Source organism: Colwellia sp. SU-HH01217, assembly GCF_057543495.1.
In genome coordinates this window covers 143,699-157,185 of record NZ_BAAJLX010000002.1, presented here as the reverse complement: position 1 = coordinate 157,185, position 13,487 = coordinate 143,699, and the positions used below count along the sequence as shown (strand labels likewise).

The following is a 13,487-nucleotide window of genomic DNA, read 5'->3' as shown; positions in this document are numbered from 1 at the left end:
ACTTTTAATTATTGAGAGGAATATGGCAGTAACGGATCGTGTAAAAGTTAGCATAATTGTTCCTAACTATAATCATTCACTGTATTTAAATGAACGAATAAATTCCATTTTGGCGCAAAGTTTCCAAAACTTTGAATTAATATTACTCGATGACTGTAGTTCAGATAATAGTATTGAAATATTATCAAGTTATCAACATCACCCTAAAGTCAGTTATACCCATTTTAATCAACATAATAGCGGTTCAACTTTTATCCAATGGTCAAAAGGTTTAGCACATTGTGTTGGCGAGTATGTATGGATAGCGGAATCTGATGATATTGCTCACCCAGAGTTTTTAGCTACCCTTGTTCAGCTTCTAGATGATAATAAACAACTTGCTTTTGGATACTGCCAGTCTTTAGAGATTAATAGTACAAGTGAAGTTATCGGGTCTTACTATAGACATACTGAAGATTTGAATAGCACTTTATGGAAAAACGATTTCACTTTAGATGGAAAGGCCTTTGTTACTGATTACTTAACGCAAAGAAACTGCATTCCGAATGTAAGTGCTGTGTTATTTAGAAAAAACTCTTTAATTGTTAGCAATACGGTTAAGTCGTATCGTTATTTAGGTGATTGGTTACTTTATATTCAAGTACTTAAAAACAAAAAGATAGGTTATGTTGCCAGAGAGTTGAATTACTTTCGAACTCACGCCAATACAACGCGTTCTGGTAAATCTTTGGATGACTGGTTATATACAAAAAAAGAATTTCACGGCGTTTTTCAAGAAATTTATACCAGTTTTGCATTACCAGAAGCTGAGTGCATGCGATTAACATCCACTATGTCGCTATTAATAGACAATATAGTCACTATTATTCCGACAATTACGCGGCTCTCAAAACAAGGCGATTCACCTCAAATAGCTATCTATGCTTCAGGCTCTTTAGGACTTTTTGCGCTTAACTTAATTCAAAAATCCTTTGATAAATCAGTACTAAGTATTTTATGCTTTATTGATAAAAAAGCAGAAAATCACAATTATGAACTTGACGGTATACCTGTTATCTCGTTAACTCAATTTATTGAAGATATGCCTAAAGTACCTATTTTTATTGCCTCAATTTCATACTATACAGAAATTTATCAAGAGTTAACCAAGCAAGGGTTATCACATTTAGTGATATTGCCCCATGAATGATATTGTTTTTAATCGTTTTATATTGAATATAAATAGCAAGGAACAATACCTTGTTATTTTCGATCACGCCTTAGGTGGCGGTACACAAAAATACCGCGAACGTTTGATTAATCAACAGCAAAAAAATAATAAAAAATTATTACTTATTACGGCAACTGAACATGAGAAACCAGCATCTGTCGCGATACAAATAATTCTAGAAAGTGAAACAATAACCTTATCAGGTGTAGCCTCAGAAGCAGTGTTTGGCTATTTAAATCGTATAAATATTGAAGGCATTATAATAAATTCCTTAGTAAGTTATCGTCCATTTATTGTTTTTACTCAAAACTTATTAGTCTTTTTAAGGTTAAAAAAGAAGGTTGCCATAGAGGTAGCATTTCATGATTATTACCCCATTTGCCCTAGCTTTAATCTTCTCAATTATAAAGGAGAATATTGTCATGCTCCCGAAGAAGATGAATGTAAAAAGTGTCGGCCCAAGCATTCATTAAATATGCTAAAAGAGCCCGAAATATCACAATGGCAATCACTTTGGCTGGCTATTTTATCATTGGCTCAAACTGTTTTAGTATTTTCTGTGTCGAGTAAAAATATTGTAATTAGCAAATTCCCATCGATTGAGAGTAAAGTTCATCTTGCTCCCCATAGTATGGATTATTTCAAATTTCAGCCTTTAGCGATTAAACATTCAGCTTACTTAAATATTGGGATTGTTGGCAATATTGTTTTCCATAAAGGACTCGAACAAGTAGTCATGTTAAGCCGGTACCTGCAAGAGAAAGATCCTACGGCAATTATTACTATTTATGGCGAATGCATTCTCCCTGAAAATATAACTAATATTAACGTCGTAGGAGAGTTTGAAAATAAATACTTGGCAAATTTAATTGTTAAACATGGTAGTAACGTATTTTTACATCCTTCAATTTGCCCTGAAACTTTTTCTTATGTCTTGGAAGAATTGATGATTCTAAATGTTCCAATCGTTACATTTGATTTAGGCGCTCAGGCAGAAAAAACTAGAAGATACTTTCAAGGCGAAGTGGTTGATTTAAATATTACTATGCCTGATTTAGTTAATGTGTTGAAATTGCAAAGTATTTGATTTATTGGCATTAATATTGAATGTTCAAATATATCTATTTTAATTATCTACAAGTGACCTTAAATGAAAGTAACTCAAAGTAATATAAATGACGTACTTATTATTGAGCCGGATGTTTTTGGTGATGAAAGAGGCTTCTTCTTAGAAACATTTCATACCCAGCGCTATAAGGAAGCAGGGATAACTTTACCCTTTGTTCAAGATAATTATTCACGTTCAAGTCATGGGGTATTACGTGGTCTACATTTTCAAAAGACTAAACCTCAGGGGAAATTAATTAGAGTAGTGCGAGGAAAAGTATTAGATGTCGTGGTTGATTGCCGTGCAGAGTCTTTGACTTTTGGTCAATGGTTTTCAATCGAACTCTCAGAGCATTGTAAAAAGCAACTTTGGATCCCACCGGGCTTGGCACATGGCTTTGTTTCATTAGCGGACACTACAGATATTGAATATAAGTGCACAGACTTTTATGACCCTACAGATGAGGCTTGTTTGATTTGGAATGATCCCAGTTTGAATATTCAATGGCCTGATATTCCTTTTATTTTGTCTGAAAAAGACCAAAAAGGCTTAACGTTTGCTGAGCTATTTTTATGAATATACTGCTAACAGGTGCCAATGGGCAGCTAGCGAAAAAATTCCTTGAAATAGAAACCAATGCTACTGTTTGGGCTTTTTCTCATTGTGAATTAGACATTACTGACGCTTCCCAAGTACAGTTACAGTGTAATCAATTAAAGCCTGATATTGTCATTAATTGTGCAGCATATACTAATGTTGAACAGGCTGAGTTTTCATCAGAAATAGCTCACGAGGTTAATGGATTAGGTGTTAAGTATTTAGCGATAGCATGTAATGAATTAGCTATTCCGTTGATACATATATCAACGGATTATGTTTTTGACGGTCACAAAGACCATTCCTGTGAAAGTCATTGGTTGAATGAAAAAGATAAAACTCACCCATTAAATGAATATGGCAAGTCTAAATTAGCGGGAGAGAAGTTTATTATTGAATACTGTCAAAAATATGTCATATTGAGAACTTCTTGGTTGTTTTCTGAGCACGGTAATAACTTTGTAAAAAGTATGATTAGCTTAGCTAAACAAAAAAAAGAACTCTCTGTCGTTTCAGATCAATGGGGGCATCCCACTTATGCTGGCGACTTGGCTAATGCTATTTATTCATTGGCGCAGCAAATAGTTATTCAGAAAAAATTTCAGTCGTGGGGGACTTATCATTTTGCAGGTATACCGAGTACTTCATGGAATAAATTTGCTCAAATGATTTTTCAAAAAGCGTTAGACATTGATTTATTAGGAACAATACCTGTTGTTAAAGGGATTTCCAGTGAAGAATATTTGTGTAAGGCGCAGCGCCCCAAAAATAATCAAATGTCCTTTAAAAAAATAGCTCCACTTCTAGGGGAAATGCCTCAGTGGAATATAGGTTTATGCAAAACATTAATTCAATTACAAAAAGATAACGTTAGATAATCTTCAAGCTTACTTCTTGAACGAGCAATAATAAACATAAAATATTTGGAAGTATTTAAATGAAAGCAGTGATTTTGGCCGGTGGATTAGGCACTCGAATAAGTGAAGAGTCGCACTTAAAACCCAAACCTATGATTGAAATAGGTGGAAAACCTATCCTGTGGCATATAATGAAAACGTACTCACAACATGGCATAAATGACTTTATTATCTGTTGTGGCTACAAAGGGTATGTGGTGAAAGAATATTTCGCTAACTACTTTTTACATATGTCAGATGTTACTTTTGATATGCAAAAAAATGAAATGGAGATTCATTCTAATCATTCAGAGCCGTGGCGAGTCACTTTAGTTGACACAGGTATAGATACAGGCACCGGTGGGCGATTAAAAAAAGTTGCGCATTACTTAACTGATGAAGATAAACACTTTTGCTTTACTTATGGTGACGGAGTAACGGATGCCAATATTAACGAAATTATTGCTCACCATAAATTATCAAACCGTTTAGCTACTGTCACCGCTATTCAGCCTCCTGGACGATTTGGCGCTTTAAATATTGATGGTGATAAAATCAGCCACTTTCAAGAAAAACCACCAGGGGATGATACTTGGGTAAATGGTGGGTATTTTGTTTTATCTAAAGGCGTGTTTGACTACATCGAAAACTACGAAACAATGTGGGAGCAGGAGCCTTTGCAAAAACTTGCCGAAGATGGAGAGTTATCCTGTTATAAGCATAAAGGTTTTTGGTTACCTATGGACACCTTACGCGATAAAAATCAACTTGAAAAACTGTGGCAATCAAACAGAGCACCATGGAAAAAGTGGTAATGGAGATGAATTTTTTTAGCGGTAAAAAAGTGTTGGTTACTGGGCATACTGGCTTTAAAGGTAGTTGGTTATGCTTATGGTTGCAAAAAATGGGGGCGAATGTCACAGGGTATTCATTAGCGCCACAGGAACCAAGCTTGTATGAGCAAGCGGCAGTAGCTGAGAATATGAAAAGTGTTATTGGCGATATTAGAGATGTGAACTTATTACATTCAACCATTAAAACCACGCAACCCGAAATTGTTTTTCACCTTGCCGCACAATCATTAGTGAGAGCCTCTTATGTAGATCCACTTGAAACCTACGCCACTAATGTTATTGGCTCACTTAACCTTTTAGAAGCGATCAAAAAGGTTGCTAGCGTAAAAGCTGTTGTTATGGTTTCAACGGATAAATGTTATGAAGATGCTCGAATTAGTGACAAAGCAGAAGGGTATAATGAAAGTGATAGGTTAGGTGGCTACGATCCTTATAGTAGTAGTAAAGCTTGCCTTGAAATATTAGTTAACTCCTATCGTCAATCTTTCCTAAGCGATTCAAACAACACACTTTTTATTGCCACAGCGCGTGCGGGTAATGTTATCGGCGGAGGTGATTATGCACAAGATCGCTTGATCCCCGATATTTTAACCGCGATCAATAATAACACATCTATCGAATTGCGTTACCCCAATGCTATTCGCCCTTGGCAGCATGTTTTAGAGCCTTTATCTGGCTACCTATTATTGGCGGAACAATTATATAAAAAGGGAGCTGATTTTGCACAAGCGTGGAATTTTGGTCCCAGTAAAAGTAGTGAAAAATCGGTCAGTTGGGTGACACAATACATGTTAGATAACATGGTCACTCACTCTAAAATCAGACTGAACGAAGACACGAAATTTCATGAAACGTCATGTTTGAAGTTAAATTGTCAAAAATCTCAACATCTTCTTAATTGGCAAGGAGCATGGACAATAGAGCAAACTTTAGACAAAGTGATTGAATGGCAAACTGTTTATTTTAATGACAAAAAAACAATCAAGGTATTATGTTTGCAGCAAATTGAAGAATACTGCCAAAGTAGGGCGAGTGCTGCATGAAAATTAATTTAACGCCCATCGAAGGTTTACTTGTTGTTGAAGCTCTCACTATCGCTGATGAACGAGGCAGCTTTACTCGATTTTTTTGTCCCAAAGGTTTCGATGAGTTACTTAATGGTAAAGTTATTGCTCAGGTGAATAATTCAAAGACGGATAAAGTCGGTTCAATTAGAGGATTACATTTTCAACAATTTCCAGCTTTAGAGACTAAGTTTGTCCGTTGTACATCTGGACGAGTATTTGATGTCGCTGTTGACTTAAGAGCAAAATCAGCAACATTTCTTCAGTGGTTTGGTATCGAGCTATCCGCACAAAATAAGAAAATGCTTGTTATCCCAGAAGGTTTTGCTCATGGGTTTCAGGTGATTGAACAAGAGAGTGAAATGTTGTACCTGCATACTGAATTTTATAAGCCAGAACATGAGGGGGGCATTCATTTTGAAGATAAAAAAATAGCCATTAATTGGCCATTATCTTGCAGTGAAATATCAGAAAAAGATGCTAATTTACCTAGGCTAAGTAAAAACTTTACAGGACTTATTACATGACGGTGATTAGGAAGTATTTAACACAATGTCGTGCTTGCTCAAACAACCTTAAGCATGTCTTTGTCGATTTAGGGGTAATGCCACCGTCTAATGCATATCTCGATTCAGAAAAAGCGATTAATAATGAAAAGTGTTACCCACTTAAAGTCTTTGTTTGCCACCATTGTTGGCTCGTCCAAACGCAAGATTTTGTTAATAAAGATGAAATGTTTAGTGCAGAGTATGCGTATTTTTCATCAGTTTCAAAAGGTTGGTTAGAGCACGCGAGAGAGTATAGTGAGATGATAATTAATCGTCTTTCGCTAACTAACACCAGCAAAGTCTTAGAAATTGCTTCAAATGATGGTTATTTACTTAAAAATTTTGTTCTAGCAGGCATTCCTTGTTTAGGTGTAGAGCCTACTTTAGCAACGGCTCATGTTGCTAGAAAAAAAGGGATCCCAGTAGTTAGTGAATTTTTTACGAAAAAAACATGCGAAGAATTAGTGAAGTTAAACGGCACAGCAGATTTAATTATTGGCAACAATGTTTTAGCGCATGTCCCCGATATTAATGATTTTGTCTCTGGGTTGAAATTAGGCTTGTCAGCAGAAGGTACAGTTACTCTTGAGTTCCCCCACTTATTGGAGTTAGTAGATAAAAATCAATTCGATACAATTTATCACGAACACTTTTCTTATTTATCATTGTCAGTGGTAAGCAATATTTTTAAGCGTCATCAATTAAAAATTTATGATGTTGAACAACTTGTCACTCATGGCGGCAGCTTACGCGTTTATGTTTGCCATGAAAATGCCAATATATCTATTGAAAATTCTGTGGCTACATTGCTCGATATAGAAAAAGAGAGTGGTGTTTTATCATTAAGTTATTATCAATCTTTTCAACAAAAAGTAGAGCAGATAAAAACACAGGTGAAGGCTTTTTTAATCAGTCAAAAACAACAAGGGAAATCAGTAGTCGGTTATGGTGCTGCCGCTAAAGGTAATACCTTATTAAATTATGCCGGTATTTCCTCTGAGCTTTTACCAGTGATTTTCGATGCTGCGCCTTCTAAACAAGGTAAATTAATGCCTGGCAGCCATATTGCCGTAAAACACCCAGAACAAATGGCTCGTTACTCTCCTGATTATATTTTTATTTTACCTTGGAATATTAAGGAGGAAATAATTAAACAGTTAGAAGACAAATTTTCTTTCTCTACATTTGTTGTTGCGATGCCTGAATTAGCAAAGGTAGGGGGTTAACATGAGAAAAATTCTTGCCGCAAAACCTTCAATCACCGAGTTAGAAATTGAATACGTCAATGACGCCATTAGAAATGGGTGGGGTGAACACTGCTACGATTACATTAATAAGTTTGAACAACAATTTTCTTCTTATACGCAATCCCCTTTTTCCATGGCAACTTCTAGTTGTACTGGTGCATTACATATTGCTTTTGCTAGCATGGAGTTAAAGGCTGGGGATGAAGTAATAGTGCCTGATATCACCTGGATTGCATCTGTATCGCCAATTGTGCAATTAGGATTAATACCTGTTTTTATTGATGTAGAACTTGATACTTGGTGTATAGATACTACAAAAATTGAAGCAGCAATTACATCGCGTACTAAAGCTATTCTTGCTGTCCATCTTTATGGAAACTTAGCGGACATGGACAGTATTATGTCTATTGCTAAAAAACATAACTTGTATGTTGTTGAAGATGCTGCAGAAGCGCTTGGCTCTCAATATAAAGGAAAAAAAGCAGGGTCAATAGGTGATTTCGGTGCTTTTTCGTTTCATGGTACTAAAACGATGACTTCTGGCGAGGGAGGAATGTTAATTAGTAATAACGAGCAATTGTTTAATAGCGCTAAAGTTATCTCTGACCATGGCCGAGATCCCAAGGTAGATAAAATATTTTGGTGCGAAAGAGTTGGTTTGAAATATAAAATGTCAAACCTTCAAGCTGCTATTGGCTTGGCACAATTGACTCGTTTAGATGAATTAGTCGCAAGCAAACGTGCAATATTTTCACAATATAAACAGTTACTTAATCATCTAAATATACAATGGAATGTAGAAAGTAAAAGCGATGTAAATAGTTATTGGATGCCGACATTCATACTTCCTAATAATTATTCGCTTAAAGATCGCAACCTTATAATAGAACAACTCATATCGAGTGGTATTCAGGCAAGACCATTTTTTTACCCTATTTCTAGTTTTCCTATGTTCGAGCCGATTGAAGAAAATAGAGTGAGTTATGCAATATATCAACGAGGAATCAACTTACCTAGTTATATGGATATGACGGAAGAAGATATTCTTTATATTTCTAAAGTGGTAAATGAGATTTTACAGGAATTTTACAATGAATAATTCAATATTAGCTATTAAGGATTACTGGGATAGTAGGGCTTTAAAACATAGTAAAGATACTCAAGGGACAACTAATGACATTTACTTGAGAGCATTAGAAATTAAAACCGTTAAAACGCAAATAAAAAATGCGAATTTATTGGCAGGCGCTGTCATTATTGATATTGGTTGTGGTGATGGACTTTCAACATTAGAGTTAGCTAAAGAGTTTCCTGATTATCAGTTTATTGGTGTCGATTATTCGCAAAACATGATTTCCAATGCTAAAAGTAATAAATCAGATCAATATAAAAACGTTGAATTTAAAGCGGTTGATATATTTAAACTGAATGAAGTTTTTTGTTTGGCTAGTTTTGATATTGCAATAACAATGCGAGTGTTAATTAACCTACCTGATTTTCAATTACAATCAAAAGCGTTGGAAATTATTTCAAAACTTCTTAAAAGTAATGGTCGTTATATTGCCATTGAAAACTTTGAGGATGGGCAAGAAAATATGAATAAGATGAGAACATCATTAGGTTTACCTCAAATCCCCATTCGATGGCATAACTTATTTTTTGACGCAACTCCTTTTAAATTAGTTGCCCAGCAACATTATCGAAATGTTGAAATTATCGATTTCGCTAGCACCTATTACTACATTACAAGAATTGTTTATTCACAAATGTGTCTTTTACAAGGTGTAGAGCCTGATTACGAACACCCAATTCATCGAGTAGCTGTAGAATTACCTGCTAATGGAGAGTATAGCCCTGTTAAGTTAGTAATTTTAACTAAAGATTAAAAGAGCATTTTTTTAATTATATGTGAAGTATCAAAAATAGAGGTCTTTTTGTGAGTGAAATAGAAAAATTTGAAAATGAGATTACTCAGAATATCTCTAAAATGGGGGACGATGATAATTTTAATTCTTTGTCAAATCAATGGTTAATTGATAGTGCAAAATTAAATTATTCATATAATTTTAAAGCTTTTGGTCAGCCTATTATTCAATACCCCCAAGATATCGTTGCAATGCAAGAGTTAATTTGGCGAATAAAGCCAGATCTTATTATAGAAACGGGAATAGCGCACGGTGGGTCTTTGTTATTAAGTGCTTCAATGATGGCGCTGTTAGATTATACCAATGCAGTAAAGCATAACTTAACGTTAAATCCTAGGGAGTCGAAACGTAAGGTATTAGGCATTGATATAGATATTAGAAAGCATAATTTACAAGCTATTCAACAGCACCCATTATCACATCATATTGATATGATTGAAGGATCAAGTATTGCGAGTGACACTATCGAACAAGTAAAAAAATACGCTAAAGATTTTGAAACCGTACTAGTTTGTCTTGACTCTAATCATACACATCAGCATGTTCTAGAAGAGTTAAATGCATATGCATCTTTAGTGAGTATTGGAAGTTATTGCGTTGTATTTGACACTATTATTGAAGACATGCCGGAAAACTCATTCCCCAATCGTCTATGGGGAAAAGGAAATAACCCTAAAACAGCTGTCACTGAGTTTATAAAAGGTAATCATAACTTTGAAATAGATCATAAAATAGATCGAAAATTAATGATCACAGTTGCTCCTAATGGATATTTAAAGCGAGTAAAGTAATGCAAGAAAGTTCTAAAAAAAAGGATAGACCTTTTTTTACAATTGTTATTCCTACCCGTGATAGACCTGAATATATATCATATTGTTTGAAGTATCTTGCTATGCAATCTTTTGGTGATTTTGAAGTTATTGTTTCTGATAACTTTGTTAAGAAATCTTGTCGTAGTGAGTTTGAACAATATGCTGATGACGAACGTTTTAACTATGTACAGCCACCAAATTCACTTGCGATGTGTGATCATTGGGATTTCGCCATCTCACATGCACGTGGTGAATATGTTGCAGTAATAAGTGAAAAATATATATTAAGAAATGATGCATTAAACATAGTGTTTGAACAATTGAAAAAAACACCTGCAGAGTTAGTTACTTGGTGGCATGAAACGTATCATGTTATCGAACAAACAAATGATATACTTAAAGGGCGATTCTTACCGCTTAATAAGCCTAAAAGTGCACACGAATTTTCGCCTCTCGAAGAACTGAAACGCTGTTTTTCATTTAAACAACGTCCATATTCAAGAGAGTTAGGGGTAAAAGAGTGTTTAGGTAAAATATATTCAGGCTGTTTTAAACGTACTTTACTTGAAAAAATTAATAAACAATATGGTCGGATATTTCCACCTATCTCCCCTGATATTACTTCAAAAATAGCAGGACTTTCACTTAGTGAAAGCTGTATCGATATTGGTCAACCATTAATTTTAGTTTGTTCAAGCCCTTCAATCTCTAATGGTTATCAATGCAGTGAAAATACTGCAAGCATAAAGAAATATTTTGCAGAGTTAGACAATTCCAAGCAACTTTTAAATGATTTACCTCTAAATAAAATATGGGTGGGTATAAGTAATTATATTGCTCATGACTATTTAACAATTCAAAAACTAAGTCGCAGTTCTGAGTTTAACAGTATTAAGCTGGACTATTGTCATTTACTCGCCTGGAGTAAAAAAGACTTAGATGCAATACAATATTGGGAGAGTGATGAAGAAAAGAATGAGTTGTTTGCTATGTGGGAGTTTTATTTTGAGCAATGCAGCACAGTTGATAAAAATAAAGTTACTGAGTTAATTTTTCAAAACACAAGTAATTCTCCATCTAAAGACGAAATTAGTGTTTCATTAACAAACAACATAGGAACACTTTCTCATTATGTGTCTGCTAAGGAAAGGGCTAAAGTTAATTGGGTTGATGAAAATGTGTTTAGGGTAGCAGATGAGTATTTGGATTATGAATCTTTAGATGAGGCTATGAAATATTTTACTGAATATTATAGTGAAAGTTTTAAGCTTTTAAAGTTGCAATAATGCATTGGTTATTTATATGTAACTACGCTCTTTCGTTTATATATTTAGTTTTTATAGGTCATAAATTTTGAATCTCCACATTAAGCATACTCAAAATAAACATGAAAGCGAGATCCCATCACTTGATGTTAAGCGTACAATTAACTTATTTTGCACTACTAGAGAGTTATTTCTAACCAAAATAATGAAAACTCAACAAATCAAAGAAAAGTTTATAATAAATGAGTTTGATCAGGAAATTAAAAGGTTATATGAAGCAACTTCCGAACGATGTCTTCTACAATCAGAAGTTGATTATGTGTTTACCTTAGAAAAACGCTTTGTTATCACGGGAAATTTGTATCTAAAAAGCCTAGATGAAAAAGTAGATAAAGTTATTGATGGATATTTTTACTTAGCAGGAATTTTATTGAATTTGTATACAAACGAGCATGATTTTAACGCTTTAAATAGTGCAGTAAGGGTTCTAGATAAGGCCAGTTTATTATTTAATGATGATGCTGTTTTGTCTGATGTACCAACAGCAATATGCGTGCTGGGTAAAGAAAAAGAGGTGCTTTCTTTAAAAAGCGAAACGTTATGACGGCATTTAAAAACAGGAGGCATGGCTTAATTTGGTTTCCTTCTATGCGAGGTATTGCATACTTATCTGTATTACGTGAGTGTTTGGTATTGCCTAGCGTAATTATAGTACTAGAGAATGAACTTTCGTTGGTTAAAGGTTTAGCAGAAGAAGACAAAATAAACGGTTATAGCAAAAAATATTTTAATATAAATGACTCTATTGAATCTTTTGCTATTGAATTTAATATTCCTATTATAACGACGAGTGCTCATAGTATTAATGATGACTCTGTTGTTAAAGAATTGAACAAAACAGCCCTTAAATATTGGCTATTTACTGGAGGAGGAGTGTTAAAAACTAAGCTGTTTGAAAGTGAAAGACAATTTTTACATATTCATCCAGGAAAGTTACCTGAGTATAGAGGGAGTACTTGTTTTTATTACAGCCTGCTAAATAACCTATCGCTTTGTTCTTCTGCATTTTTTCTTACGCCCTCATTAGATAAAGGGACAACATTAGTAAGCTGTGACTTTAGCTTAAATTTAACCATAGATGAAAATCAACAGCTTTTTATGGATTATATTTTAGACCCTTGGATCCGTGCTCAAACACTAAAAAAGGTATTAATGCTTAGTATTCCAGATCCTTTTCTTGATCCACCATCAGTTGAAGAGTCGACAACGATAAATAGCAACAAGGTCATTGATCGTACCTATTATGTCATGCATCCATTATTGAGAGCATTAACCATTAATAAAGTTAACCAGGCATTTAATGTTAATCAACCGACAGGAGTTTTTCTCATTGAGTGAACAAAAATTAGATAATTACTATCTTTCTTCAGGTCGTGTGCTTTGGTTAACAGGATTGTCTGGTGCAGGAAAAACAACACTAGCCAAGCTGTTACAACAAAAGTTATCAACTCATAATGTGAAGGCATTAATATTCGATGGCGATCAGGTAAGAGAAGCTATTAATGATCCCTATTGGCAATATGATATGGAAAGTCGCCTAAAAGGTTCTTATCGTTACTCAAAGTTGGCTGCACTTGCTGCAAACCAAGGTCATACTGTAATTGTACCGACAATTAGTATGTTTCACGAAGTACAAAAGTGGAATAAAGACAATTTACCTGGTTATTTTGAAGTGCACCTTAAAACATCGAAAAAAATAAGAGAGCATCGAGATAGCAAAGTACTATATCGAGATTATCAGTCAGGCAATAATTCGAATATGGTGGGGCTTGATATACAACCAGAAGAACCTATTTCACCTGATTTCGTCGTTGAAAATAACGGCACAATAGAGTGTTTATCAAAAGTGTGTGAACAACTTTTAGCTGCCTTTTTTAACAAGTCATTAAGTAAAGGTTGAA

General features: G+C 34.5%; 15 protein-coding genes. All 15 read left to right on the top strand.

The window, feature by feature from the left end:
* Positions 1–22: 22 nt before the first annotated feature.
* The 15 genes from AC27G3_RS03835 (at position 23) to AC27G3_RS03765 (ending at position 13,486) form a co-directional block, all read left to right on the top strand.
* Positions 23–1,189 carry a glycosyltransferase family 2 protein gene (locus tag AC27G3_RS03835; protein WP_487118961.1) on the top strand — a complete coding sequence of 389 codons (1,167 nt, stop codon included), beginning with the start codon at positions 23–25 and terminating at the stop codon, positions 1,187–1,189.
* On the top strand, positions 1,182–2,297 hold the full coding sequence (locus AC27G3_RS03830; protein WP_487118959.1) for a glycosyltransferase: 1,116 nt from the start codon (positions 1,182–1,184) through the stop codon (positions 2,295–2,297). The genes AC27G3_RS03835 and AC27G3_RS03830 overlap by 8 nt, the downstream gene beginning before the upstream one ends.
* Before the next feature lie 63 nt (positions 2,298–2,360).
* Positions 2,361–2,894 (top strand): dTDP-4-dehydrorhamnose 3,5-epimerase, encoded by a 534-nt coding sequence (rfbC, locus tag AC27G3_RS03825; protein ID WP_487118957.1) that lies wholly within the window; start codon positions 2,361–2,363, stop codon positions 2,892–2,894.
* Positions 2,891–3,793: a dTDP-4-dehydrorhamnose reductase gene (rfbD, locus tag AC27G3_RS03820; RefSeq protein WP_487118955.1), complete on the top strand. Its 903-nt coding sequence runs from the start codon at positions 2,891–2,893 to the stop codon at positions 3,791–3,793. Before rfbC (AC27G3_RS03825) ends, rfbD begins: the two co-directional genes overlap by 4 nt.
* A 59-nt stretch (positions 3,794–3,852) precedes the next feature.
* On the top strand, positions 3,853–4,626 hold the full coding sequence (rfbF, locus tag AC27G3_RS03815; RefSeq protein ID WP_487118953.1) for a glucose-1-phosphate cytidylyltransferase: 774 nt from the start codon (positions 3,853–3,855) through the stop codon (positions 4,624–4,626).
* Positions 4,626–5,708: a CDP-glucose 4,6-dehydratase gene (rfbG, locus tag AC27G3_RS03810; protein WP_487118951.1), complete on the top strand. Its 1,083-nt coding sequence runs from the start codon at positions 4,626–4,628 to the stop codon at positions 5,706–5,708. Before rfbF ends, rfbG begins: the two co-directional genes overlap by 1 nt.
* Positions 5,705–6,256 carry a dTDP-4-dehydrorhamnose 3,5-epimerase gene (rfbC, locus tag AC27G3_RS03805; protein WP_487118949.1) on the top strand — a complete coding sequence of 184 codons (552 nt, stop codon included), beginning with the start codon at positions 5,705–5,707 and terminating at the stop codon, positions 6,254–6,256. Before rfbG ends, rfbC (AC27G3_RS03805) begins: the two co-directional genes overlap by 4 nt.
* Positions 6,253–7,503, top strand: coding sequence for a methyltransferase domain-containing protein (locus tag AC27G3_RS03800; RefSeq protein WP_487118948.1), 1,251 nt, complete (start codon positions 6,253–6,255; stop codon positions 7,501–7,503). Before rfbC (AC27G3_RS03805) ends, AC27G3_RS03800 begins: the two co-directional genes overlap by 4 nt.
* Before the next feature lies 1 nt (position 7,504).
* Complete coding sequence (locus AC27G3_RS03795; protein WP_487118946.1) at positions 7,505–8,623, top strand: DegT/DnrJ/EryC1/StrS family aminotransferase; 1,119 nt, start codon at positions 7,505–7,507, stop codon at positions 8,621–8,623.
* Positions 8,616–9,410 (top strand): class I SAM-dependent methyltransferase, encoded by a 795-nt coding sequence (locus AC27G3_RS03790; RefSeq protein WP_487118944.1) that lies wholly within the window; start codon positions 8,616–8,618, stop codon positions 9,408–9,410. Before AC27G3_RS03795 ends, AC27G3_RS03790 begins: the two co-directional genes overlap by 8 nt.
* Before the next feature lie 50 nt (positions 9,411–9,460).
* The gene (locus AC27G3_RS03785) at positions 9,461–10,240 is read left to right on the top strand and encodes a cephalosporin hydroxylase family protein (protein ID WP_487118942.1); all 780 of its coding nucleotides are present in this window, start codon (positions 9,461–9,463) and stop codon (positions 10,238–10,240) included.
* The gene (locus tag AC27G3_RS03780; protein WP_487118940.1) at positions 10,240–11,547 is read left to right on the top strand and encodes a glycosyltransferase family A protein; all 1,308 of its coding nucleotides are present in this window, start codon (positions 10,240–10,242) and stop codon (positions 11,545–11,547) included. The genes AC27G3_RS03785 and AC27G3_RS03780 overlap by 1 nt, the downstream gene beginning before the upstream one ends.
* A 184-nt stretch (positions 11,548–11,731) precedes the next feature.
* Positions 11,732–12,130, top strand: coding sequence for a hypothetical protein (locus tag AC27G3_RS03775; protein ID WP_487118938.1), 399 nt, complete (start codon positions 11,732–11,734; stop codon positions 12,128–12,130).
* The gene (locus AC27G3_RS03770) at positions 12,127–12,924 is read left to right on the top strand and encodes a hypothetical protein (RefSeq protein WP_487118936.1); all 798 of its coding nucleotides are present in this window, start codon (positions 12,127–12,129) and stop codon (positions 12,922–12,924) included. The genes AC27G3_RS03775 and AC27G3_RS03770 overlap by 4 nt, the downstream gene beginning before the upstream one ends.
* Positions 12,917–13,486, top strand: a complete 570-nt coding sequence (locus tag AC27G3_RS03765) for an adenylyl-sulfate kinase (RefSeq protein ID WP_487118934.1) — start codon at positions 12,917–12,919, stop codon at positions 13,484–13,486. The genes AC27G3_RS03770 and AC27G3_RS03765 overlap by 8 nt, the downstream gene beginning before the upstream one ends.
* Position 13,487 lies beyond the last annotated feature (1 nt).